Source organism: Alkalihalobacterium chitinilyticum (assembly GCF_029028005.1).
GTDB classification, from domain to species: Bacteria; Bacillota; Bacilli; order Bacillales; family Bacillaceae_F; genus Alkalihalobacterium; species Alkalihalobacterium chitinilyticum.
Genome location: NZ_JAOTPO010000016.1, coordinates 58,029 through 81,751, shown reverse-complemented (window position 1 = coordinate 81,751; position 23,723 = coordinate 58,029). Strand labels below are relative to the sequence as shown.

The following is a 23,723-nucleotide window of genomic DNA, read 5'->3' as shown; positions in this document are numbered from 1 at the left end:
GAGTTGGCAACACTTTTTACTAATACACATACGGGGCATACGGGAGTAGTCCAGCAGTGGACAGTTCCTGAAACAGGAAGTTATCGTATAACAGCTGTAGGAGCAAAAGGTGCTGGTTTCTGGGGAGGTAGAGGCGCAAAGATGTCCGGTGTATTTGACCTAGTCGAAGGAGAAGACTTGAAAATACTTGTTGGACAAGAAGGTGTCTCAGGTTTTTTTCAACTTAATGTCAGTACCCGACTTCATTATTATGGTGGTGGCGGAGGTACGTTCGTCGCTACACTAGATAACACCCCACTCATTGTAGCTGGCGGTGGCGGTGGTGGAGGAAATTTAGACCGTAGAGAACTCCGTTCTGACGCTACGATTACTGAAGAAGCCAGGATAGGAACCGCATCAATAGGTAGAGGTGGAAATGTATCTGGTAGTGACACTCGTTTTACCGGTGGTGGTGGAGGATTCCTAGGAGACGGAGCCAGCCTTGGTGGTGTTAGATTTATAGGTGGCGGTGAGGGTGGTCATTCGACGCTCACTAACTCTACTGAAGGTGGATTTGGTGGAGGCGGAGCTGCTAGATATGCCGTCGCTAACAACTTTCGGCACTGTGGCGCTGGAGGGGGTGGTGGATACACAGGTGGGCACGGCCAAGTAACTCAAGGGACTACAGATGTCACTACTCTTTCTGGTGGAGGTGCTGGCTCTTATAATGCTGGTACAGACCAAGACAATGAAGAGGCTATTGGAGAATCTCACGGTTATGTTACTATAGAAAAACTTAACTTAGGACCAGAGCCTACAATTAGAGAAGTAGTTGTCAGTTCTTTTCTAAATAGCATTACCCTTTCCTTGACTACACAGAGGAAACGTGTAGCTTCGGCATCATTTTATATGTCTCCTATCTACTCATCTGCCGTTTTAGGCGTTACACAGACGTCTGAAAGCGTCAGCTACATGAAACCGATTGAATCGAGTGCTAAACTTGCTTCTGCAATTGCCGTGAGGCACGTAGAGACACGCGCAGGACCGATTGTATCATCCGCTGAAATAGCGACATCACGAGTGACAGTAACAGTTACATCAAAAGTGACATCAATAAAAACACACGCACAACGTCACATACAACGTGTTAGCAATGTAACTACTTCTGTAGACAGCATTGGCACAGACAACGTCAGTAGCGTTGTAAAGACTTCTGTTGCTACAAACAGAGTAAGTGCTATCCATAGTGACGTACACGCCTTCCTGCTTCGTGCCAGAGGACATAAGATTGCTGATCTTCCTTTGGGTACGGTAATCAAAGACACAAATACACGCTACAATGGCCGCTCAATCGAATGGATAGTTGTTTCTCAGAACCATCCAGGAGCACCTACGGGAGCAACGATGCTACTTGCTCGTCATGCTCTAAGCTTCAAGCCGTTCTCAGGAGCTGCTGACGGCGATAAGAACTCAGGCACTGGCGTGAACCGTCATGGACGAGAAGACTGGCAAAACTCTCATATGCGTCAATGGTTGAATCGCAAAACTGCGTTAAACGCTGGCGTTACACCAGAAGCTGTCCATCATAATCCGTACCACACAGAACCAGGTTTCATGGCTGGCTTTGGCAGTCGCTTCGAGAGTAACTTACTCGCAACAGAAGTAGAAACACACGCTGCAGGGACGGAAGGAACGTACACAACAAGCGACAGAGTCTTCTTCTTATCCCAAGCAGAAGCTGGCTTAACAGCTGACATAGAGGAAGGGGCGCCGCTCCCAGAAGACGTCCATTCGCTTATCCGTTATGCGTACCCAACACAGGAAGCGATTGACACTGATACGTCTGGCGTGACTAGGTTCACGTTTGAGCCGACAGGATGGTACTTCCGTACTCCTGACTTGTTTGACGGCGAAAGACGGATCCGCTTCTATGCCACAAACTCATTCAGAGATGAATGGCACGGACAGCTCTATCCAAACTTCGGGTCTGTAGCCATGCGTCCGGCTATTAACATGGATGGCAGCATCTTTGTTGATGAAGAGCCAGATGAAAACGGCGTCTACACGCTGATTTACGACCCTATCATGCCTGAAATTCGCAACGAGGTTGTAAGAGTAACCTCTTATGTTTCTCCTATCACTTCTAAGGCGTTCAGAGAGACGAAAGAAGAGTTCGACATATCTTCTTACATGCAGCCGCTCCAATCATCTTCAGAAGCCGTTACGGAACGTGCTGTAACAAGAGTTGCATCATCCTTTATGTCTCCAGTGACGCAAGGAGTGACAACAGAAACAGTACAGCGAGTGACAGTTGCTGTGACATCACGAGTGACATCAATCATGTCATCAGCTGTGATGAGTAAGAAACAGTCGTTAGAAGCCGTCTCCTACGCTGCTGAAATAGCAAGTAACGGATCCGCCGCAAGAAAAGCATCCGCTCATGTTAACAGCCATGTTTCTCCAATCGTCCAGGGGAACGTGAGGCAGGCAGTAGCAATAGCAAGTACACACGTCGCGAAGATAATGACTACTGTTTCTGTCAGCAAGATAAAGTCAGTAGAAACTGTCTCATACGCCAAAGAGATAGGAAGCAGCGCTTTCGGGGAGAAGTCGACGCTGGAACGTATTGCGAACTCTTACATGCGTCCTATTACACATCATGTGACAGCAGAGCCATCGAAACGTACAACACAAGTAGTGACATCACAGCTGACATTGATTACAACATCCGTTGTGACAGAACCAGTGAAGCGCACGACAGCCGTTGTAGCGTCACATATGGCTCCTATTGCCTCTACAGCTGAGGTAGCTGTAAAGCGCACCGCAGAGGGCGTCTCACACGTCGAGAAAGTGTATTCCAGTGTAACAACAGAAACAATTAGCTCAAAATCTAAAACTTTTGTTGTGACTACTGTGAGTAAGCCGATATACAGCAGTAATAGTAGAATTGTAAGGGCAAATAAAGACGTCACTAATTACGTCGCGAATGTCACAACTACTTCTACAAGAGTTGCTGAACGCGTGACAGCAGTAGAGACGCATGTAAAGCCAATAGACAGCGGCTCTGTTTCCGAAGCGAAACGAGAAGCAACCGTCCATTCTCACGTTAAGGCGTTTCATACTTACGCAGTTACTAGGGAGAACGACGGCCAATCAGTCAGAACAGTTGCGAGTTATGTAAGCAGAATGCACTCCAGCGTCGTAGAGGCGCGTAGAGGAGCTATTCCACTCGTTACCTTATCTGAAGTCGAAACTAACGTGAAACTAAGTGTAGAAGAAGCGAGAATTGTTCTTCATGACTCTGAAATCACGCTAACATTAACCAGTAACTTTAAATAGCCGGAGGTGAGAACATGGCGCTAATAGGCAATACCGCAACATTGCGGGTGGAATTTTCCAACGAAAGTGGCTTCCGTTACGACGTACAAGAAGTAACGTTAACCATATACGACGAACGTAAACGGGCTATTCTCACGGTTCCTCAAGCGGATCTGGAGCAGCAAGGTGTTGGAGTATTCCAATATGACTACGTTGTTCCAGAAGGCGCCACACCTTACTACTACGAATTCTCAGGAGTGTTTGAAGGCAAGTGGCTTACGGGCCGCCGGCCACTCCTTCGAGAATGGACGCAGGGGGTGTAGGCATTGAACAGCTACGCAACGCTTGAAGATTTAAAAGAATACCTGGAACTAACCGATGCTGACTTTCCGAGTGACATCAACCGATTGCTATTAAGAGCAAGTGAGTTCCTCGATTATGCTACAAAGAACCGACTCCGAGAAGGAGAGGTTGCTAGGCAGGCCGCATGTGCTCAAGTAGAGTTTTGGCTCACGCTCGATGAATCAACCGACATCCTCGGGAACATCAAGTCCTTCAACATCAGTAAGTTCTCACTTGATTATGGCAGTAACGGACTTCCTACACTGGCCCCGAGAGCCAGACGCATCCTAGCGCGTGTAGGACTCTTATACAGGGGAGTTGGTATTCGATGAGGATACCAAACTTCCTTATGAAACAGAAAGCTACTTTCTACAAGTCGCTAGGACACGGCGCTTACGGCCCGGTCTTAGACGACATCCCGCATTTCTCCAGGTGCTACCTGGAGCCTTCACAAAAGGTTGTGACAACCAGCAACGGTGAGGAAGTAATCTCAACCGCCCTCGCTGTGTTTCCGCCTAAAACCCCTTTAACGATGAACAGCAAAGTTGTGGTTGACTCCCATGATTACTATGTCATCTCCATTGTTCCTATTAAAAGCTGGACCGACAGCTGCATGGAGGTGTTGCTGAAATGAAGATAACCAAAACCAAGTGGTTCGGCGACAAGATACAGCGTGAAGTACAAGCTGCTGTAAGCAAAAGCACGCTGGAAACCGCTGAGAGTGTCTTAAAGGAATCCAACAGCAAAGTGCCACTGGATACTGGCGCGTTAATGAACTCGGGGGAGGTCGTTCACGACCAGAACTCAGCCGTTGTGGCTTATCACGAGCCTTACGCAGCGATTGTGCATGAAAAGCCGATGGACTTCCAAGGAGGGCGCCAGAACAAGTATCTGGAGTCCAGTATCAACAACCATGCCAGCCAATTTGCAGACAACGTCAAAAGCAACGTCGGAAAGGCATTGAGGTGATGTGAAATGTTGCTTATTGAAATCGCAAGATACCTTCATGCACAGCGCATCGGCGTGTTCGATGAAAGAGGTGTACAAGGCAACATCTTCTTAAACATCGTGCCTACAGATCCGGAAGCGCTGATTGCATTGTTCTCGACAGGAGGCCCGCCAGGAGACGTCAAGCTCGGTTACGACAATCCAACCGTTCAAGTATGGCTCCGAGGCGACAAGAACCCTGTCACCGCCTTTGAAAAGGCACAAGAAGTCTATAACGCACTCCACGGCTTCTCGGGAGGGCGCTTCATAGAAAACGGCAGCTACATTGTAGATTGCCGAGGCCAACAGTCTCAGCCGCTCCATATGGGCTTAGATAACAACGGCCGACATCAGTATTCCATTAACTTCATTCTCGACATGAGAAACGAATCCAGGAGGAGATAAACCATGGCAAAAGTAAAAGTATTGTCTCGCGATATTGTTGTAAAAATCAACACAGGAACAGGCAGCTTAGAGGACTGGACTGAAATCAAAGGGCTTAACAGTGTGACATTCAGTTCTGCAAAGAACGACGCTGACACGACTACGTTTGACGAAGGCGGCTGGGGTTCTCACTTAGTAGCCAATCGAAGCAGAAACGCTACTATTCAAGGACTATACCTTGTTGACGTAGAGACAAGCGAAAGAGACCCAGGACAAGCAGCTGTAGACTCTTACAACGAAAAAATCGGACCAGACTCTTTGGCTCAGTTCCAAATCGAGTTCCCAGGTGGCACAGTAAAGCGTTTCACAGCTTCTGTAAACGTAAGTGACATCGGTGGAGGAAACGACGACCCAATGCCTTGGGGTGCAGAACTTACTGTATCCGGCAAAGTGGAAACTACTAAAGCAGGAGAAGCGTTCTAATACGCTTCCCTAGCTTTACCTTACTTAACGACCTATGAACCGAAAGGGAGTATGAATAATGGCAAAAGTATATAAAGATTTTGATGAGTTTTTCCTAGCAAAAGACGACACGATGACGGTGAAGCTGTTCGGGAACGAATATGACATTCCAACTTCTCTTAGTGCAAAGCTGGCTCTGTCTATGTCTAAGCAAGTAAAAGAAGACCCGAGCCAGGAAATGCAAGTAGACCAGGTTATCGAGTTCTTAAACCTAATTTATGGACAAGAAAACATCGAGGACTGGTTGGATAACGGCATTTCTATTACTCAATTAACAGATGTATTGACTTGGACGATGCAGCAATATAGCCAAGCAAAAGTGAACGTACCAGCACAAAAAAAAAGGAAGGCTCCAGTGAAGAAGCAGTAGATATTCACGAACACTGGGGCGCAATTGAAGCCGACTTCCAGCGTGAATATCGCATCAATCTAGAGGAATCTATTCACACAATATCGTGGCGTAGGTTCCTCATTTTAGTAAAAGGGCTTAGTCAAAAATCCGTGCTTGTTGGGATTATGCAGTCTCAGAAGAAACAACAAGAGCACATCGTTGAGAAGCCGGAAGACATTGAGAAAGCGATTGAGAAAGTCGGCTGGTAAAAAAGGCAGGTGAAAACATGAGTATTAAAGTTGGTGAATTGTACGCAGAACTTACCATGAAGTCCGATGACTTCGATAAAGGCATGGACAGTGGCCAGAAGAAGATGGAGAGCTTCGGTAAAGGCATTACAGGCACTGGAACAACGATGACAAAGTTTGTGACAGGACCTATCGCAGCTGCTGGAGCTGGAGTTATCGCATGGGGAACCAAAGTTGGTAACACTGCAGATCGGCTTCTTGACCTCAAGGGTGTGACGGGTTTAAGCACCGATGCCATTCAGGAGTGGGAGTATGCTGCCAAGATTGCCGGAACGAGCACAGAGGCGGTCACAAGCGCTACAGCCAACCTGGTTAAACGAATGCCGCAGATAACAAGTGGTACTGGAGCAGCCGCAGAAGCGATGGAGAGCCTCGGAGTCAATGTAAAAGACGCCAGTGGCAATATGAGAGACTCTGACAGTATCATGGATGACGTGATGGCTTCCTTAGCTGCTATGAAAGACCCTATCGAGCGTAATGCCGCTGCTTCTCAAATCTTCGGAGGCGCCTGGAAGGACTTGTCGCCTATCCTGGACATGGGTGTAGATGGCATGGCTGCTGTGAGGGAAGAAGCACACGACATGGGAGCTGTAATGGGTAAAGACGCCTTAAATGGCGCTAACGACTTCCGTGTAGAAATGGATAAAGCGAAAGCTTCTATGGAAGGCGCATTTAACACGATTGGAGCGCAACTTGCTCCAGTACTGGCAAATGTTCTCGTACCAATCATTCAAGAGCAAGTAGTTCCTGCGATTATGAAAGCAGCAGAGGTTGTTGGTCAGCTCATTGAGTGGTTCGGCAACTTAGACCCATCTATGCAAAACTTGATTATGGGTTTTGTAGCTGCTGTGGCAGCGATAGGGCCGCTTTTAATCATTGTAGGTAAGGTAATTACCGTTGTCTCTGCATTAGCTCCGCTACTGACCGCTCTGAAGGTCGCATTTGCTGTTATGACCGGTCCGATAGGACTTGTCGTCGCTGCTGTCGCCGCCTTTGCAGCCGGAGCTGTCTTGATTTATAAGAACTGGGATAGCATCAAAGAGTTCTTTGCTAACCTATGGGATAAAGTCAAAGACATTTTCAGCTCCTTCTGGGACTGGATAAAGAACGTATTCTTTAGTTACCATCCACTCGGCTTAGTCATAGCGAACTGGGATGTCGTAAAAGAATACTTCGGCAAGTTGTGGGAAAACATCAAGAGCATTTTCAGCACGTTCTGGGATTGGCTCAAAAACGTATTCCTCACTTATCATCCGCTAGGCATGATAATCAACAACTGGGACGGCATCAAGAACTACTTCACCGAGTTGTGGGACAGAGTCAAAGAGATTTTCGCTGTCGTTTGGGAAGCGATTGAGAATATCATCGATACCGTGTTTGAAAGCATTAAAGACACGACAGGGAACATCTGGGAAGGCATCAGAAACTTTATCCAAAGCATCTTAGACACCATCAAGAACGTGTTTGAGACTGTATGGAACGCTATCCGAGGCTCCATCACATCGATACTCAACGGTATCAGCAGCACGATGAAGAACATCTGGAACAGCATCAAGGACTTCCTACTGGGCATGTTTGAATCCATTAAAGATGTCACAGAGACAGCCTGGAACGCTATCAGAAAGTTCTTTGTAGACACACTTCGAGGTATCCATGCCTTTGTGATGAATACATGGAATGCTATTAAAGATTTCATAACGGACATGTTCGACAACATCAGGGACATCACAGAGACTGTCTGGACGGCGATAAAAGAATTTATGTCTAATCTACTGGATACTATCAAAATGACGTTTGAGAACGTCTGGAACGCTGTGAAAGAGTTCTTTGCAAACTTACTAAGCAACATCAAAGACAACTTTGAGACAGCTTGGAATGCCATCAAAGATTTCTTCACTAGCTTACTAGATAGCATCAAGAGCGTATTTGAGACAGTATGGAACGCTGTTAAAGACTTCTTTGTGAATTACCTGGAGATAGTGAAAACAATCTTTATGACCGTCTGGAACGCGATTAAAGATTACTTTACAAACTACCTCGATAACGTCCGAAGCAACTTTGAAACGGTGTGGAACGCTTTAAAAGACTTCTTCGTGAAGCTTTTAGACAGCATCAAATCAAGCTTCGAGACGATATGGAATAGCATCAAGTCATTCTTCACTTCACTGCTTAACAGTATAAAGACGTCGTTTGAATCCGTATGGAACGGTATTAAAACCTTCTTTACAACCCTCTTGAACAACGTCAAATCCACTTTCGAAACAATCTGGAACGGTATCAGCAGTTTCTTCACAGGCTTACTCAATAGCGTGAGGTCTACATTTGAGAACGTCTGGAACGGAATAAGAGTCTTCTTTTTGGGACTTCTAAGCGGTATCCGTTCTACCTTTGAATCCACATGGAATGGTATCAGAGACTTTATCTCAGGCTTGTTATCTAGCATCAGCAGTACCTTCTCTTCTATCTGGAACGGCATCAGAGACACAGTCTCCGGCGTTGTGAACGGTATTAGCTCAACGGTTACTAGCGTGTTTAACAGCATGAAGTCTACTGTATCCACTATCTTCAATAACGTGAGAAATGCTATCACAAACCCAGTGAACGCAGCGAGAGACGCTGTTAAGACGGCTGTTGATAGAATTAAAGGTTTCTTCACGAACCTCAAGATACCAGAGATTAAAATACCGAAGATTAAGCTACCAAGGTTCAACATTAGCGGCGGCTTCTCTTTAAACCCTCCAAGCGTACCGAAGTTCGACGTGAACTGGTACAAGACAGGCGGACTTTTCAACGGGCCATCTGTTATCGGAGTAGGGGAAGAAGCTGGCGTAACCGAGGCGGTTGTACCGTTATCTGGTTCACACATGCACCCATTCGCACGAGAAATCGCGAACCAAATGGATAAGTTCGGAGAAGGCTCTATGGGCGGCACGGCAAACATCTACGTTGAAATGGACGGAAGAGTGGTTGCTAAGGCTGTAGGACAGCCACTAGTCGAGCAGATCCGTATGAAGACTGGAATGAAAATCTAACGAGGTGGTGGAATCATGCAAGTCTATATAAACGGAACGTCCTATGAAGTCATCGATGACTCCATTGACATCAACTTAACCGTAGAGGAGCGCTCCACCGCCTCCTTTACGATACGAGATAAAAGCAGCTCGCTCGTCTTTCAAAAAGGCGAGCCAGTTGAAATAAAGGACGGCAACGAGCTACTGTTTGGCGGCGTTATCGAGAAGTTTTTCAAGTTTCCTATCACAGTAAAAGGCGGCTTCTATTTTACAGTAAGCTGCGTTGACTACCATTACTTTGCAGATAAACGCATCGTAGCAGATGCTTTCATGGATAAAATGAGTGGCGATGTTGTAAGAGACGTCTACGACAAATACTTGAAGCCAGAAGGGATTGAACTGGCTGAGGTTGCAGCAGGCGATTATGTAGATGAAGCCATCTTTAACTACATTGACGCAGCCAGTGTCATCACAAAACTTGCCAGGTACGTCGATAACTACATCTGGTACATCGACAATAAGAAACGCTTCTATTACATCGAGAGAGGCTCTCTGAAAGCACCTTGGAAGGTTACACCTAAAGATGTACGAGTAAACAATGCTAACTTTGAAGAGTCTAGCGCCATGTATCGTAACAAACAGTATGTAAAGGGCGCTGTTGATTTAACCACAGAGCAAACAGAAATCCGTATCGGTGACGGTCACAATCGTGTTTTCCTGACTCGTTACAAGCTCCACAGCAAGCCTAGAGTGTACGTCAGCCTCGATGGCGGCGAATGGGTTGAACAAACGGTTGGAATCAACGGTGTGGACAGAGACATGCAGTTCTACTGGAACCGAGGCTCAGCAGAGATTACCCAGGACAGCCGAGCACCTGGAGCTGAGAACGAAAGAGAAGAAGGCGAAGAAGCACCGCCAGAAATTCCACCACTGGAAAGTAACGACCGAGTCATGATTGTCTACATTGGACAGTTCGAGACGATTTATGTCACGCATCTTCCTGCAGAGATAGCCAGAATGAGCAGAGTTGATGGTTCTACAGGCATCGTAGAAGCCATTGAGGAAACATCTAACATCGTTGACAGAGAAGGTAGCTTACGACATGCTAACTCGCTTCTCAATAAGTTTGGTGAGGTCTCCAAGAAGATAAACTTTATTACTTCTCGCTCAGGATTGGAGGTCGGACAGACAGCAACCGTTACATTGCCTCTCTACGAACTGGAAGATGAAGAGATGCTTATTGAATCCATCACTATCTCTAGTGAAGCGCAGAGACCGTTATACAAGGTCACAGCTGTTAAAGGGCCACTACACGGTTCATGGGAAGCCATGTTTAACAACATCGCAAGGCTTGGCGAAGACCAGGTCGAACGAGAGAACTTGAAGGAAACCGAACAGGTTGTTATTCCGTTTGAGTTCGAGAAACAGTGGGCAGAAACAGAAGAACCAAACATCTTCAAGCGCACCTCTAACATGGATACAATGGTAGGCTTCTACGCAGGAATGACGTATACGGACAGAGTAAAGTATATGTCCTGGTACAGAGACGGCGTAGAACGCGGCAGAGTAGCTGCTACCCAGGTTACGGACGGTGCTGTAGACACGCTTCACACAATGTTTCACTTACAGCCTAACCAAGCAAACGGACACATCGATGAATTTGTCTGGTGGGGCGGAGCAAGCGCCACAGAAGAACTAGGAACAGGTTTCATCATTGACCGCCAGCCGTTCAACAGAGAAAAAATCAATATCGAACTCTACCAAGTTACTCGATATGACTATAGATGGAACGATTAAATAGAAGGGAGCTGATAGCATGGCTTATGAACGTGTTAGACCAGAATGGAAAAAAGATGACCCGGTACTTGCTGAACACATGGAGCAAATTGAGTCTCAGTACGAGGAAGTCAAAAAAGACCTAGAGGAAGTCACTACTTCTCCTAAAATCAACGTCAACGTGCGTGTGACGCCTTCTACCAATCCAACGAACCAGACAGGCGCCTTCTCACAAGCCTTGAATACGGTACTCAGTTGGATAACCAACCGCATCAGAGCCATCACAGGCGAAACGAACTGGACGATTGACCCAGCAACCAACTTAAAAGCTGTTAAAGAACACATGGATGCTGACAACCCTCACGCCGGCTCAGAACCTGCGGATCCGAACCTCGTTAAGACCACAAGAGAAGCAACATTCCAAGTTCCTATCCAAGCAGCAAGTAATAACCAATACGAACGAGCGCAAATACGCAACATCGTCATCTCTGACCGAGCACCTGCTCCAGACGAAGGCGAAGACGGAGACATTTGGCTCATCTATATGAAGTAAAGGAGAGGATACCATGCTTAAGTATTTGAAAGAGCTATCTGTTGGCGAAACGGTAATCTACCTGGGGCATGAAATAAACCATCCTACCAATCACTCAGGACAGCGAGGCTCTACAGGCGACTCCAATATCGTCTGGAGAGTCGTAGCAAAGGACCATTACGCACCGAATACCGTTACGCTTTGGGCTGACAAGCCAATAAGAGACGAGCTGCAGTTCAATAACACGCTAACTGAGCCAACGTATCAGACATGGAGAGGTTGCTCGCTACAAAAACGCTGTGAAGAGCTTTACGATTCGTTCCCTGGAGCTTTTAAGGACAAAATCATTCCTGTGTCATTACTTTCAGATGACGTCTTCGGACCGCCAGAGCTCGTCTCTGTCTTCTCTATCGATGAATTGTTTCCTCATGAAACATTGGTAAGCCGCTTTCAAGGCACAAATACTCCTTACACCATCGACAGAGGGCAATACATCAGTTCATTAGGGACGCAAGTCTCTAGGTACGACTACTTTGCAGGCTCTTCCCTTCCTTACTGGACACGAACGGCGCAATACTTCGGAGACTTCCCTTCTCCAACGTCTAGGGCTTACGTTGTTCACAGCCTTGAGACTCAAGGACTAGGAGACAGGATGCAAAGCAGCATCTTTAACTTCCGGCCATTCATTACAGTTAATGGGGATGAAATGATTACAAGGAACACGTACTTCGGACACTTCGTTATGTATGCAACCAGTGAAGAGGATGTCTTTGGCTACATCAATGTCAACGGTGAACAGAAGCCATTGTTCGGCACGAAGTCATTTAAGGAGATGAGAACATGAAAACATTAGGAGACCTTCCAGTTGGTACTCTTGTTGGTGACTCTCAGTTCCATTGGGGCTTCACCGAACAGAGCTCCTGGGGACATTTAGAGTCCGCACCGAAAGGATACGAGCCGCTGCGTTGGAGAGTTGTATGCCAGGACAGATGTCACGGAGAAGCAACGACACTCATGGCAGATCGGCCAGTCATGTATGTAAAATACACAGACGGCGCGTACAACGATTTCCCTGCTTCTATCGTCAGTCAGCGACTGAATGGTACATCTAATCCATTCTTCCAGAGCATACCACAGCGCTTTAGGAACGCTATCGTGCCTGTAACCATCATGACAGAGGATAGGAGAGCCACAGACGTCCGTTTCTTCATCCTATCGCAAGTAGAGTTGGGTGGAGGAACAGACGGTATCCAGGGCGACCACGGAACGCCAATTCCTTACTTCGCAGAGAATATAAGAAATATCGCACCGACCAGAACAATGATTACACTGAGTCAACATGGACATCAGATTTTCACACGAAGTCCAGCAGTTCACTCCATGCACAACTTAAGAATGATTAACTGGTCAACGACAACGCCAAGTATCGGTGGAACAAACCACACACACGGCCTTGTAATACCAGCTGTTAATCTACAAAGCGATGTACCAGTAAGTGATTACAAGGTACTCGGAATGCACCTCTTGTTTGAAGAAGACATGCAGCCAATTCTGCAATCCTTAAATGTCAAAGTAAATGGCAAGTGGGAGGAAGTTACCTATATGACTGTTAAAAAAGACAGCCAATGGATGTGAAAAAAGTGAATGTCAGCGGTATTAGTATAGTAAGACAAAATAAAGGAGTTGTTTAACAATGTTAAGGAAGAAGCTCTATGGAATCATTTGTATAGGAATGTTAATGACGATGGTAACAACGTACTTATCAATCATGTCACTAATAAAAAGCGATACAACTGTTGGAATAATTGTGGTCCTAACTATAAACCTGGGGGTCTATGCGGCTCTATTAGTTGGATTACTAGAATACCTTGTACTCCATCGGATCAAGTCTATTGTTAAAGACCTTCAAGACGTAGAGGACAGGCAACATCCAAAGTGTAGACTCATTGATCTAGGAGATAATGATGAAATTAGTTATATTACACGGAAGCTAAATCAGTCCATTGAAGGCTTGAACTACAAAAATGAAGTAACTGATGATTTTGTAATTCAATACAAGCCGACAATAGCGCCTAAAACTAAGGCTATTTGAATGCTATTAAATATAGAAGAAAGTAGGTGTGCGCTATGCCTGTTGAAGAGTTAGTAGCCATGGCATTAAAAGAAGGTTTGTTTGCAGCATTGTTTGTATTTATGTTTATTTACTTTTTGAGAGAAGCAAAAAATAGAGAGGAAGGCATGAGAGATATGTATTCTCAGCTCTCCCCTCAGATTGATAAAGTACTTCTAAAGATTGATGCACTTGAGAATAAGACGAAAAAAGTAGAAGAAGTATCCAAGGATGTTGCTGAGATAAAGTTTCTGCTTGGTTTAATTGAAACTACAGTAAAAAAAAGAGTTGATAGATAATATCAATTCTTTTTTTATTTGCTCTGTTTTACTACTGAAGTAGGCTTATGTACTTAAAAAAAGACCTTTTGGTAAGGTTCTTACAATTGTTGTATAATAAAATAGTATAAATGGACGAGCTATAAAGGATGTTAAGTAAAATTCTAATAGAGACGGAACCAAAAGACTTGGAGGATGAAAGATAGTGTTTGAACAGACTTTTAAAAATATAGATGATGTACTTTGGAAAGATGCAGGCTGCGGAAGTGAATTAGATTACATAGAGCAAACTTCATGGATACTTTTTCTAAAGTATTTAGACGATCTTGAAAGAGACAAAAAAACAATGGCTGAATTATCTGCTCATTCGTATAAAGAAATAATTAAACCTGAATTTAAATGGGAAGTATGGGCTGCGCCAAAAGATGAAGATGGTAAATTAGATCACCATAGAGCCCTTACTGGTGACGATTTGAAAGAGTTTGTGAACAATGAACTATTCCCGTATTTAAAGAAGTTTAAATTAGATGCTACAAGTGCTGATACTCTCGAGTACAAAATAGGTGAAATATTTTCTGAACTAAGCAACAAAATCCAAAGTGGCTACAATCTTAGGGAAGTTATTAACTATGTAGATGAATTAAGATTTCGTTCACATGCAGAAAAACATGAAATGTCACATTTATATGAAGATAAGATTAAAAACATGGGTAATGCGGGCCGTAACGGCGGGGAATATTACACGCCGCGTCCTCTTATCAGAACTATCGTAAAGGTAGTGGCCCCGAAAATAGGAGATAAGATATACGATGGGGCAGCTGGGTCTGCGGGCTTCTTAGTAGAAGCTTTTGATTACTTAAAGACAAGCAAAAATTTAAGCACAAAAGAGATGGAGATCTTACAGAAAAATACTTTTTATGGTAAAGAGAAGAAGTCTTTAGCCTATATTATCGGTATCATGAATATGATATTACATGGAATTGAGGCCCCAAATATTGTTCATACTAATACGCTGACTGAGAATATATCAGACGTTCAAGAGAAGGACAGATACGAAATTATACTTGCCAATCCTCCATTTGGTGGTAAGGAAAGAGCTGAGGTACAACAAAATTTCCCAATTAAAACTGGGGAGACAGCCTTTTTATTTCTTCAGCATTTTATGAAAATCCTTAAAGCTGGAGGACAAGCTGGAATAGTAATAAAGAATACGTTTCTTTCTAATTCAGATAATGCTTCAATTAATCTTCGTAAGCAGCTCTTAGAAAGTTGTAATTTACACACGGTTTTGGATATGCCAAGTGGTACTTTTACAGGAGCGGGGGTTAAAACTGTAGTACTGTTTTTTGAAAAAGGCAAGCCTACAAGTGACATTTGGTATTACCAACTAAATCTGGAAAGGAACTTGGGGAAAACCAACCCTTTAAATGAAAATGATCTAGTTGATTTTATTGAGCTGCAAAAAACTAAAGCTGATTCAGTTAATTCATGGACAGTAAGCATTGCTGATGTTAATCCTGATACTTACGATTTATCAGTAAGAAACCCAAATAAAAACAACGAAATAGTATTACGTGATCCAGAAGATATACTAGATGAAATAGCAACACTTGATAATGAAAGTGCAGAAATGTTAAGTGTTATTAGGAGGTTGCTATGAAGAAAGACTCGAAAATGAAGACTCTAGAGGAAGTATGTAGTTTTATAAATGGTCTTTGGAAAGGTAAAAAACCTCCATATGTAGAGGTAGGCGTTATCAGAAATAAAAATTTTACTAAAGAGGGTACTTTAGATTTCTCTGATATAGCCTACTTAGATGTTGAGCAATCTCAATATGCAAAAAGGAAGTTGGAGTTTGGCGACATAATTCTAGAAAAATCTGGAGGCGGACCAAAACAACCCGTCGGAAGAGTGGTAATGTTTGATAAAAAAGATGGAGAGTTTTCTTTTAGTAATTTCACTTCTCAAATTAGAGTTAAAAATAAGGAAGAATTAGATTGTTATTATTTATATAGGTATTTACATTATTACTATTTGACTGGCTTGACGGAGAACCTTCAAAAGCATTCAACTGGTATAAGAAACCTCCAGCTAAAGGAATACAAACAAATAACTATACCTATCCCTCCGTTATCTGAGCAACATAGATTAGTTAAAATGATAGAAGAAACCTTCGAAGCTATTGAACAAACAATAGAAAATACTAAAACAAATTTACAAAACTCTATGGAGCTTTTCGAATCCTATGTAGAAACTGTTTTTTCAAATCCAGGTGAGAATTGGGAAGAGAAGGAGCTTGGGGAAGTAATAAATATCAAACATGGATTTGCATTTAAGAGTGAGTTTTTTTCGGAAACAGGTGAATATGTCTTACTAACACCAGGGAACTTTTATGAAAAAGGTGGTTACCGTGATAGAGGAGAAAAACAGAAATATTATATAGGTGAAATACCTGAAAACTTCATTCTCGCTAAAGGTGATATTCTTATTGCTATGACAGAACAAGCAGCTGGTCTATTAGGGAGTCCTATTATTATTCCTGAATCAAATAAGTTCCTTCACAATCAGCGGCTAGGACTTATTTTATTTAAAGAAAATTTTGAAATAAGCACAAAGTTTCTTTTCTATTTATTTAACACCAAAAGAATTAGAAGTTTAATACATGAAAGTGCCAGTGGGGTAAAAGTAAGGCATACATCACCGAAGAAAGTAATGGAATTAAAGGCTTGCTTTCCTCCTCTTACAGTACAACAAAGTATAGCAGAAAAACTAGAAACATTAGCAGAAGAAACAAAAAAGCTCGAACAAATATATGCACAGAAATTAGCTAACTTAGATGAACTAAAAAGATCAATTTTACAGAAAGCTTTTAATGGTGAACTCTAAGGAGGTTTAAATATGAATGAAGCTGAAACAAGAGCAGAGCTTATTGACCCAATGTTAAGAGAAAGTGGATGGGGAGTAGTTGAAGGTTCCAAGGTATTACGAGAGTTTCATATTACTGCTGGTAAAATTCAAGCTGGTGGCCGTGCAAAACCAGTAATTGCTGATTATATCCTTGTTTATAAAGGAATCAAATTAGCAGTTATTGAGGCTAAAAGTGATGAATTAGAAGTAGGAGAAGGAGTAGCCCAAGCAAAAGATTATGCCCTAAAGCTAAAGCTAGATTATACATATTCAAGTAATGGTAAACAAATTTATGAGATGCGTATAAAAAACGGAAATGAAGGGTTAGTTGCTTCCTTTCCTACTCCTGATGAGCTATGGAATAGAATCTTTTCAGATCAAAATGAATGGAGAGATAAGTTCAATAGCGTTCCATTTGAAGATGTAGGCGGCACAAAAAGCCCTCGATATTATCAAGAAATTGCTATTAATAAAACAGTCTCAGCTGTTGCAGAAGAAAAACCACGAATATTACTTACTTTGGCTACTGGTACAGGGAAAACCTTTATTGCCTTTCAAATCGCATGGAAGCTTTTTCAAACACGTTGGAATATTAAACGTGACGGGTCACGAAGGCCACGCATCTTGTTTTTAGCTGATAGAAATATTTTAGCCGACCAAGCTTTTAATGCTTTTTCTGCTTTTCCAGAGGATGCTCTGGTACGTATCAATCCAAAGGAAATAGGGAAAAAGGGAAGAGTTCCTACAAACGGCAATATCTTCTTTACTATTTTTCAGACTTTTATGAGCGGAAAGGATAAGAAACCATACTTTGGTGATTACCCTCCTGACTACTTTGATTTTATTATTATCGATGAGTGTCACCGTGGTGGAGCTAATGATGAGAGTAGCTGGCGAGATATATTAGAATATTTTCGTACAGCTGTGCAATTAGGTCTAACGGCTACACCTAAGCGAAAGTATAATGCAGATACCTATGAATATTTTGGGAAGCCAATTTATGAATATTCATTAAAAGAAGGAATTAATGATGGATTTTTAACACCATTTAAAGTGAAGAGAATCAAAACAACTGTTGATGATTATATGTATACCTCAGACGATGATGTCCTAGAAGGAGAAGTTGAAGAGGGAAAGCTATACACTGAAGGTGACTTTAATAGGATTATTGAAATCCAAGAGCGTGAAGCTTACCGAGTAAAAACTTTTCTTGAAACAGTTAACCAAACGGAAAAATCTATAGTATTTTGTGCGAACCAGCCACATGCGGCATTGGTACGTGATTTTATTAATAAATATGGTGAAAGTAAAGATCCCTCTTATTGTGTGCGTGTAACAGCAAATGATGGTGCACTAGGAGAACTTCATTTAAGAGACTTCCAGGATAATGAGAAAACCATTCCAACAATTCTTACCACTTCAAAAAAGCTTTCTACTGGTGTGGATGCTCGGAATGTTCGCAATGTTGTCCTTATGAGACCTGTGAAGTCGATGATTGAATTTAAGCAAATTATAGGCCGGGGAACAAGGCTGTATGAGGGCAAAGAATTTTTTACGATTTATGACTTTGTTGATGCTTATGTTAATTTTAGTGATCCTGAATGGGATGGACCTCCGCTAGATCCAGAACCACCAAAGCCAAGGGCGCCAAAACCTCCAGGAGGAACAACAGACCCAGATGGTACGGATGACGGAACAGATGACCCTCCTGAGCAAAAGAAAAAAATAAAAATAAAGCTTAGAGACGGAAAAGAGCGAGAAATCCAACATACTGTTGCTACTAGCTTTTGGAGTGCTGATGGAAAACCTATTTCGGCCGAGGAGTTCTTACAAAACTTATACGGAACACTACCTGACTATTTTAAAAGTGAAGAAGAGTTGCGAGAAATATGGTCGAATCCCAAGACACGGAAAGCATTCTTAGAGAAACTTGCTGATGCTGGGTATGGAAAAGATGAATTATCTGCATTACAAAGTTTAATCAATGCTAACAATAGCGATTTGTTTGATGTACTTGAATTTGTCTCATATGCTATAAAGCCAATTTCAAGAGAAGAGCGGGTAGCCAAAGCTAGGTCTAGTATCTTTAAGGATCTAGATGATAAAGAACAAGAATTTCTTGATTTTGTGCTATCTAAGTACGTTGAAACTGGCTATGAAGAGCTTGATCAAGAAAAGTTACCGCGTCTGTTAGAATTGAAATACCACTCGATCTCTGATGCAGTGGAAGTTCTCGGTGGAGTTAGTAAGATACAAGAAACATTTACTTCCTTTCAGAAGGCTTTGTATCAGCAAGAGGCATCCTAAGAATGAAGCAATCCCCTACTAAATCACAACGGTCAGGGTGGTTGCTTTTTTATTTTGACACCTTTTTTCAATACAAATAACATATATACTTGTCGAAAAAACATAGGTATTGTAAATATTTTCATAATTTGAAATAATAGTTTTAGACTATTAAGGAAATTACATAAACTTATTAAACTAAAAAGAAGGTGATTGTAAATGACTGTTGATTGGACAACTGTTATAACCCATCTACTTACCCTTATACTTGGAGCTACAGGTGGATATGTTTTTAAATCTATAAGGATAAATCAAAAAAACATTAACAAAACAAAAGGAAAAAACAGTCCTATTTTTAATAACGATGGTGATGTAAAAGGGCGTTTTGGTGATGGGAGATGACGGGAAGTAGAAATACTACAAAAGGTGATCATAGCCCAGTATATAACAACGATGGTAATGTATATAACCAAAACGTTATACATATGAGAAGTGACGCTATTAATCCATATAACCTAAAAAAGGTAATAGACTTTCTGGAATTAGAGCTTGAAGATGACATAGAACCTAATCAAGGTGTTGAAGATGATGATGGATTAAAGAGGATAAACATTGTAGCGAAGAATATTATTAATAACTTAGAAGAAGAAGGCTGTAATGATTACAACAATGTCATTATTGAAAGCAGCATTTATTTTAAAACTATTAAAGATATATTATCTGATCCTCGTAATAAAAAATTAAGGAAATCATACAGTAATATTAAGAAGACCATCAATAGAAAAATACCTGAAATAAAAAGAGAAAAGGAATTTTTTAGCGAAGTAATTAATGATATTATTGATAGATTTTTAAATTCAAATGATATTGAGATCTTAGAAAATGAGGAAATGGTGAGTGTGGTAGTACATTTTATGTATTACATATGTCACATTGGAGAAAACGGTGGTAACAATGCTGAGACCGGATAAATTTACAGATTTAAATAGAAGCTTAATTTATGCAGTCGCGTTATTAATAAAAGTGTTCAAAGAAAATGACTACAAGTGTAGTTACGGAAATCTTTACAATGCATTAGAAAAGCAAATTGGAGATGATGCCCTATATTTATTCTTACCTGCAGTCGATTTTTTATTCTTGCTAGGTAGGGTCGACTACGACATAGAATCTGACGTCTTGGAGATGAAAATATGAAATTATCAAGGCTATATAGCGATGATTCAAGGTTTAAAAATATAAAATTTAAAGATGGATTAAATATCATTTTTGGTTCTGTCCAGGATAAAAATGTAAATGATCCTCATAACCTTGGGAAAAGTGCTCTAGTACATCTGATAGATTTCATGCTACTTAAAGAAGTAAAAAAGAGAAACTACTTTTACAACAAGAAGAAAGTTTTTAAAGATCATACCTTTTACCTCGAACTAAAATTAAATAATGGTAATTATATAACAATTAGAAGATCCTTTAAAAATATAACTAGAGTAGACATGAAGATACTTGATCATTCAACAAAATTATTAGAGTGTGAGGAATGGGACTACACAAACTTAGTTTTAAATACGACAAGTGAAAAAGTTATTCCAGCAACAACCATATTAAATGAGAGTTTAAACTTTGATATACTAGGAGATTATGATTATCGGAAATTAGTAGGTTACTTTATTAGAACTCAAAATGATTATAGTGATGTATTCCAATTAAATAAGTATTCAAGTTCTAACGATGAAGATTGGAAACCCTTTGTTTTTGAATTACTAGGATTTGATAGTGATGTTCTTTTAAAAAGATACAAACTAAATAATGAAATAGAAAATTTGAAAACAAAAATAAAAAACATGGAAGACTATTATAGTGTTTCAGATATAGATAGAATTAATGGCCAAATAGATATTCTAACAAGAGAAAAGGAAAAGTTGGAACACGATCTTGATTCATTTAACTTCTACTTAAACGAGAAACAGATTAGTAAGGAGTTAATAAAAGAGATTGAAAACAAATCAATTTCTCTACAAAATAAAGCCTATAATTTAAGGTCTGATATTGAACTAATTGAAAACTCCTTAGCAACGAAAGAATTTCATGACTTTGACTACATAAAGGAGCTTTTCGACGAAGTCCAAATTTATTTTAGTGATCAATTAGAAAAATCATATGAGGAGTTAATAAGTTTCAATAAGTCCTTACTTGAAGATAGAAGGATTCATTTATCGAGGCTCCATACTGACAAAAAAGCAGAGCTTAAGATAGTTGATGAACAGCTAAAAGAGATAGGAAAACAACGTTCAGCTATTTTGAATGTATTACAAGATAACGATGTTATAAATAAGTACAAAAAATTGAGGTCTAATTTAATTGAGAAAGAAAAGAGTATCCAAAGTCTTGAGACACAAAAAGAAATAATATTACAGACTAGAACTGATATTAAAGAGTTGAACGAAAAGAAAATTGAACTAGAAAAAGTAAATGAATCAATTGGTTCAAAGATAGAAAGTGGAAACAAAGTATTAAATGACATAAGGTATTTATTTAAGTCATATTTTGAAGATATAACAAGTAAGAATGGAATAATTGATATATCAACTAACACAACATCTAATGTTGAGTATAATGCTGGTATCATCACTGATAATGGAGACTTAACGCATGAAGATGAAGGTTTCTCATATCGTAAAATGCTATGTATGTGTTTTGATTTAGCTATTTTAAGCTATTATTCCAATAAAAGTTTCTTTAAATTTCTATATCATGATGGACCTTTTGAAGCATTGCATGAGAATCGTAAAGGATCCTACCTTGAATTCCTTGAAGAATATTGCAATGAAAATGATGTACAATATATCATTAGTTTAATAGATTCAGATGTCTCTAAGGATAAGTTGAATAGCCGAGATATTGTATGTGAGCTTGAACAAAATGATGACGGATCAGGCGCATTGTTTGGATTCAAGTATTAAGCAAGTTTGGACTTGATTATTGAATCGTTATAAAATACAATATTTTACAAGACTATAGGTGCTGGTAACGTCTTGGTCTTGGTTATTCGGTTGATGAAGAGCGGCCGGCATTTAAAGGTTAATATTTCAAAAGAAAAATCACCCTATTGGCCCGTCACAGCTCAGGGTGATTATTTCTTTATTTGCTAACATAATGCTACTATAAAAAAAGCTGGTGAAAAAATCACCAGCTAGCGAAATTTACACATCCAAATTTTATTACACAAATATTACACATAGCCCTCATAAAACCTTATAAACTCAATACTTTTTGACCTATCATGACCCCGACCACCGGTACCATTACATAACAAATAATCTTTAATCTTTAATCTCAACGTTTCTTACAGATGTAAGAAACGTTTTTTTATATCTTCAACACCCCAACTCCAAAACACACACTATCTCTCCAACCACTGCCCCCACCGAGGTTTTTCAGCAACCATCTTCCGTTTCTCCACAGTCAGTAAGTTCGCCATCGTCCCGTAAAAATAAGGCATAAAGCCAGTTTGGATTCGCTTTTGCTTATACCGATAGACGGTTTGTTTGAATGCGTGCACAATCGTCGGTAGCATCGAATCGATCGACGTGGTGGTCGGGAACTTAGCGGATCGATAGGCGATTTGGGCTCGATCCCATAGACCGCAAATATCCTTAGCACGGTTAAAGAATGGTTTGACGACTTTAATGAACAGCGTTGGCACATGATCTGGTATGAACGAATGGTCTAGTTCTGTCATGTCAATTTGATCGATTTTTTTGACCTGGTCTTGACGAAGATCTTTATCCTTTGATGTTTTTGTTTCAACTAAATGAGTTTCCGGTTGATTTTTGTGCTCATCAGCCTTTGGTGGTTGGGGCTTTTTATCGTTTTTACGCGATGTCAATTGTTCATGATTGGGCGTGTCAAACCGGTTAAAAATATACACGCTGTGGGCATAACCGCCCGTTTCACGTACGGTATGTTTAATCGAGATGATCCCTAAGGATTTTGCTTTTCTAAGCATTCGTTCAAAGGTTGACCTGGAAATGCCGCCTTTTTCACCTTGGCAGGCTTGTACTAATTTACAGATGCGTGCATTACAAACTCCGAGTACTTTCACACTAAAACGTGTAAGAACTTCAAATGCAATTCTTTCACCTTTCGTAAAGTGGTGACCGTGGATGTCTAGTGCCATTTTATTAGATTTGTTAAATTCCTCAAGTGTTGAAAACTGACTATATGATCTGTATTGTTCAATTCGGCCTGACTTCATTTTAAAATCCCCCTCTTTGTATCATTCCTTCATTAGGTATATACAGAGTTCGAAGGGAAAACGGTGAGTCAATTTGAATTATTTTTTGTAAAGCTTGAATGTAAGCTCTTGTTTGTTTTCTTTCTTCTTATCAAGTTTTCGAACTTTATTGTTTTGTTCCCATATGATTCTTTGATTTTTTAATGTGGGGAAGTACAGGCGTTCTCAATTAACGGAATAGCTTAGCCCCTATAGGTTTCAAGAAAAATGATTTGGCGACGTACGATCGATATCAAATTAATAATTTTTTGTGAATTGATAGACGATTAGTATGAAAGATCAAGTTTCTTAAATAAAATTAGTTCTTCCTTCACCATTTTCATCCTCATCTCCATATATACATAGTGAAAGGGGATGACAA

Annotated in this window: 23 protein-coding genes; 22 read left to right on the top strand and 1 reads right to left on the bottom strand. The window is 41.0% G+C overall.

The window, feature by feature from the left end:
- The first annotated feature begins 3 nt into the window (after nucleotides 1–3).
- From N7Z68_RS19145 to N7Z68_RS19045, 22 genes are all read left to right on the top strand, one after another.
- Nucleotides 4–3,318, top strand: a complete 3,315-nt coding sequence (locus tag N7Z68_RS19145; protein WP_275120089.1) for a DUF6273 domain-containing protein — start codon at nucleotides 4–6, stop codon at nucleotides 3,316–3,318.
- A 14-nt stretch (nucleotides 3,319–3,332) separates the two neighbouring features.
- A complete protein-coding gene (locus N7Z68_RS19140) occupies nucleotides 3,333–3,620 on the top strand; it encodes a hypothetical protein (protein ID WP_275120088.1) in 288 nt (95 codons plus the stop codon).
- A 3-nt stretch (nucleotides 3,621–3,623) separates the two neighbouring features.
- Nucleotides 3,624–3,971 (top strand): head-tail connector protein, encoded by a 348-nt coding sequence (locus N7Z68_RS19135; protein WP_275120087.1) that lies wholly within the window; start codon nucleotides 3,624–3,626, stop codon nucleotides 3,969–3,971.
- Nucleotides 3,972–4,269: 298 nt separating this feature from the next.
- Complete coding sequence (locus tag N7Z68_RS19130) at nucleotides 4,270–4,608, top strand: hypothetical protein (RefSeq protein ID WP_275120086.1); 339 nt, start codon at nucleotides 4,270–4,272, stop codon at nucleotides 4,606–4,608.
- A gap of 6 nt (nucleotides 4,609–4,614) precedes the next feature.
- Entirely contained in the window at nucleotides 4,615–5,031 is a 417-nt protein-coding gene (locus N7Z68_RS19125) for a minor capsid protein (protein WP_275120085.1), read from the top strand.
- A gap of 3 nt (nucleotides 5,032–5,034) precedes the next feature.
- The gene (locus tag N7Z68_RS19120; protein ID WP_275120084.1) at nucleotides 5,035–5,493 is read left to right on the top strand and encodes a phage tail tube protein; all 459 of its coding nucleotides are present in this window, start codon (nucleotides 5,035–5,037) and stop codon (nucleotides 5,491–5,493) included.
- Between the two features lie 58 nt (nucleotides 5,494–5,551).
- Entirely contained in the window at nucleotides 5,552–5,902 is a 351-nt protein-coding gene (locus N7Z68_RS19115) for a hypothetical protein (protein WP_275120083.1), read from the top strand.
- A 2-nt stretch (nucleotides 5,903–5,904) separates the two neighbouring features.
- A complete protein-coding gene (locus N7Z68_RS24400) occupies nucleotides 5,905–6,132 on the top strand; it encodes a Gp15 family bacteriophage protein (RefSeq protein ID WP_373323199.1) in 228 nt (75 codons plus the stop codon).
- 17 nt (nucleotides 6,133–6,149) lie between these two features.
- Nucleotides 6,150–9,203: a phage tail tape measure protein gene (locus N7Z68_RS19110; protein WP_275120082.1), complete on the top strand. Its 3,054-nt coding sequence runs from the start codon at nucleotides 6,150–6,152 to the stop codon at nucleotides 9,201–9,203.
- Nucleotides 9,204–9,218: 15 nt separating this feature from the next.
- The gene (locus tag N7Z68_RS19105; RefSeq protein WP_275120081.1) at nucleotides 9,219–10,979 is read left to right on the top strand and encodes a hypothetical protein; all 1,761 of its coding nucleotides are present in this window, start codon (nucleotides 9,219–9,221) and stop codon (nucleotides 10,977–10,979) included.
- Nucleotides 10,980–10,998: 19 nt separating this feature from the next.
- Nucleotides 10,999–11,511, top strand: a complete 513-nt coding sequence (locus N7Z68_RS19100) for a hypothetical protein (protein ID WP_275120080.1) — start codon at nucleotides 10,999–11,001, stop codon at nucleotides 11,509–11,511.
- Between the two features lie 13 nt (nucleotides 11,512–11,524).
- Nucleotides 11,525–12,334, top strand: coding sequence for a hypothetical protein (locus N7Z68_RS19095; protein WP_275120079.1), 810 nt, complete (start codon nucleotides 11,525–11,527; stop codon nucleotides 12,332–12,334).
- The gene (locus tag N7Z68_RS19090; protein WP_275120078.1) at nucleotides 12,331–13,125 is read left to right on the top strand and encodes a DUF6273 domain-containing protein; all 795 of its coding nucleotides are present in this window, start codon (nucleotides 12,331–12,333) and stop codon (nucleotides 13,123–13,125) included. Before N7Z68_RS19095 ends, N7Z68_RS19090 begins: the two co-directional genes overlap by 4 nt.
- Nucleotides 13,126–13,183: 58 nt before the next feature.
- Nucleotides 13,184–13,582 (top strand): hypothetical protein, encoded by a 399-nt coding sequence (locus N7Z68_RS19085; RefSeq protein ID WP_275120077.1) that lies wholly within the window; start codon nucleotides 13,184–13,186, stop codon nucleotides 13,580–13,582.
- 35 nt (nucleotides 13,583–13,617) lie between these two features.
- Nucleotides 13,618–13,899: a BhlA/UviB family holin-like peptide gene (locus N7Z68_RS19080; RefSeq protein ID WP_275120076.1), complete on the top strand. Its 282-nt coding sequence runs from the start codon at nucleotides 13,618–13,620 to the stop codon at nucleotides 13,897–13,899.
- Nucleotides 13,900–14,083: 184 nt separating this feature from the next.
- Nucleotides 14,084–15,538, top strand: a complete 1,455-nt coding sequence (locus N7Z68_RS19075) for a class I SAM-dependent DNA methyltransferase (RefSeq protein ID WP_275120075.1) — start codon at nucleotides 14,084–14,086, stop codon at nucleotides 15,536–15,538.
- On the top strand, nucleotides 15,535–16,764 hold the full coding sequence (locus tag N7Z68_RS19070) for a restriction endonuclease subunit S (protein WP_275120074.1): 1,230 nt from the start codon (nucleotides 15,535–15,537) through the stop codon (nucleotides 16,762–16,764). The genes N7Z68_RS19075 and N7Z68_RS19070 overlap by 4 nt, the downstream gene beginning before the upstream one ends.
- Before the next feature lie 12 nt (nucleotides 16,765–16,776).
- Nucleotides 16,777–19,092 (top strand): EcoAI/FtnUII family type I restriction enzme subunit R, encoded by a 2,316-nt coding sequence (gene hsdR, locus N7Z68_RS19065; RefSeq protein ID WP_275120073.1) that lies wholly within the window; start codon nucleotides 16,777–16,779, stop codon nucleotides 19,090–19,092.
- A gap of 198 nt (nucleotides 19,093–19,290) precedes the next feature.
- On the top strand, nucleotides 19,291–19,473 hold the full coding sequence (locus tag N7Z68_RS19060) for a hypothetical protein (protein WP_275120072.1): 183 nt from the start codon (nucleotides 19,291–19,293) through the stop codon (nucleotides 19,471–19,473).
- Nucleotides 19,470–20,042 carry an ABC-three component system protein gene (locus N7Z68_RS19055; RefSeq protein ID WP_275120071.1) on the top strand — a complete coding sequence of 191 codons (573 nt, stop codon included), beginning with the start codon at nucleotides 19,470–19,472 and terminating at the stop codon, nucleotides 20,040–20,042. Before N7Z68_RS19060 ends, N7Z68_RS19055 begins: the two co-directional genes overlap by 4 nt.
- Nucleotides 20,026–20,265, top strand: a complete 240-nt coding sequence (locus N7Z68_RS19050) for an ABC-three component system middle component 8 (RefSeq protein WP_308447235.1) — start codon at nucleotides 20,026–20,028, stop codon at nucleotides 20,263–20,265. Before N7Z68_RS19055 ends, N7Z68_RS19050 begins: the two co-directional genes overlap by 17 nt.
- A complete protein-coding gene (locus tag N7Z68_RS19045) occupies nucleotides 20,262–22,028 on the top strand; it encodes a DUF2326 domain-containing protein (RefSeq protein ID WP_275120069.1) in 1,767 nt (588 codons plus the stop codon). The genes N7Z68_RS19050 and N7Z68_RS19045 overlap by 4 nt, the downstream gene beginning before the upstream one ends.
- Before the next feature lie 440 nt (nucleotides 22,029–22,468).
- Here N7Z68_RS19045 and N7Z68_RS19040 read toward each other — a convergent pair whose 3' ends face one another.
- Nucleotides 22,469–23,323, bottom strand: a complete 855-nt coding sequence (locus N7Z68_RS19040) for a hypothetical protein (protein WP_275120068.1) — start codon at nucleotides 23,321–23,323, stop codon at nucleotides 22,469–22,471.
- Nucleotides 23,324–23,723: the final 400 nt, after the last annotated feature.

What these genes read in the sequence shown, in the direction of transcription:
- N7Z68_RS19140 (WP_275120088.1), top strand. Translation starts at nt 3,333, where the DNA reads ATGGCGCTAATAGGCAATACCGCAACATTGCGGGTGGAATTTTCCAAC.
- N7Z68_RS19130 (WP_275120086.1), top strand. Translation starts at nt 4,270, where the DNA reads ATGAAGATAACCAAAACCAAGTGGTTCGGCGACAAGATACAGCGTGAA.
- N7Z68_RS19125 (WP_275120085.1), top strand. Translation starts at nt 4,615, where the DNA reads ATGTTGCTTATTGAAATCGCAAGATACCTTCATGCACAGCGCATCGGC.
- N7Z68_RS19120 (WP_275120084.1), top strand. Translation starts at nt 5,035, where the DNA reads ATGGCAAAAGTAAAAGTATTGTCTCGCGATATTGTTGTAAAAATCAAC.
- N7Z68_RS19115 (WP_275120083.1), top strand. Translation starts at nt 5,552, where the DNA reads ATGGCAAAAGTATATAAAGATTTTGATGAGTTTTTCCTAGCAAAAGAC.
- N7Z68_RS19110 (WP_275120082.1), top strand. Translation starts at nt 6,150, where the DNA reads ATGAGTATTAAAGTTGGTGAATTGTACGCAGAACTTACCATGAAGTCC.
- N7Z68_RS19105 (WP_275120081.1), top strand. Translation starts at nt 9,219, where the DNA reads ATGCAAGTCTATATAAACGGAACGTCCTATGAAGTCATCGATGACTCC.
- N7Z68_RS19100 (WP_275120080.1), top strand. Translation starts at nt 10,999, where the DNA reads ATGGCTTATGAACGTGTTAGACCAGAATGGAAAAAAGATGACCCGGTA.
- N7Z68_RS19095 (WP_275120079.1), top strand. Translation starts at nt 11,525, where the DNA reads ATGCTTAAGTATTTGAAAGAGCTATCTGTTGGCGAAACGGTAATCTAC.
- N7Z68_RS19090 (WP_275120078.1), top strand. Translation starts at nt 12,331, where the DNA reads ATGAAAACATTAGGAGACCTTCCAGTTGGTACTCTTGTTGGTGACTCT.
- N7Z68_RS19085 (WP_275120077.1), top strand. Translation starts at nt 13,184, where the DNA reads ATGTTAAGGAAGAAGCTCTATGGAATCATTTGTATAGGAATGTTAATG.
- N7Z68_RS19080 (WP_275120076.1), top strand. Translation starts at nt 13,618, where the DNA reads ATGCCTGTTGAAGAGTTAGTAGCCATGGCATTAAAAGAAGGTTTGTTT.
- N7Z68_RS19070 (WP_275120074.1), top strand. Translation starts at nt 15,535, where the DNA reads ATGAAGAAAGACTCGAAAATGAAGACTCTAGAGGAAGTATGTAGTTTT.
- hsdR (WP_275120073.1), top strand. Translation starts at nt 16,777, where the DNA reads ATGAATGAAGCTGAAACAAGAGCAGAGCTTATTGACCCAATGTTAAGA.
- N7Z68_RS19060 (WP_275120072.1), top strand. Translation starts at nt 19,291, where the DNA reads ATGACTGTTGATTGGACAACTGTTATAACCCATCTACTTACCCTTATA.
- N7Z68_RS19055 (WP_275120071.1), top strand. Translation starts at nt 19,470, where the DNA reads ATGACGGGAAGTAGAAATACTACAAAAGGTGATCATAGCCCAGTATAT.
- N7Z68_RS19050 (WP_308447235.1), top strand. Translation starts at nt 20,026, where the DNA reads ATGCTGAGACCGGATAAATTTACAGATTTAAATAGAAGCTTAATTTAT.
- N7Z68_RS19045 (WP_275120069.1), top strand. Translation starts at nt 20,262, where the DNA reads ATGAAATTATCAAGGCTATATAGCGATGATTCAAGGTTTAAAAATATA.
- N7Z68_RS19040 (WP_275120068.1), bottom strand. Translation starts at nt 23,323, where the DNA reads ATGAAGTCAGGCCGAATTGAACAATACAGATCATATAGTCAGTTTTCA.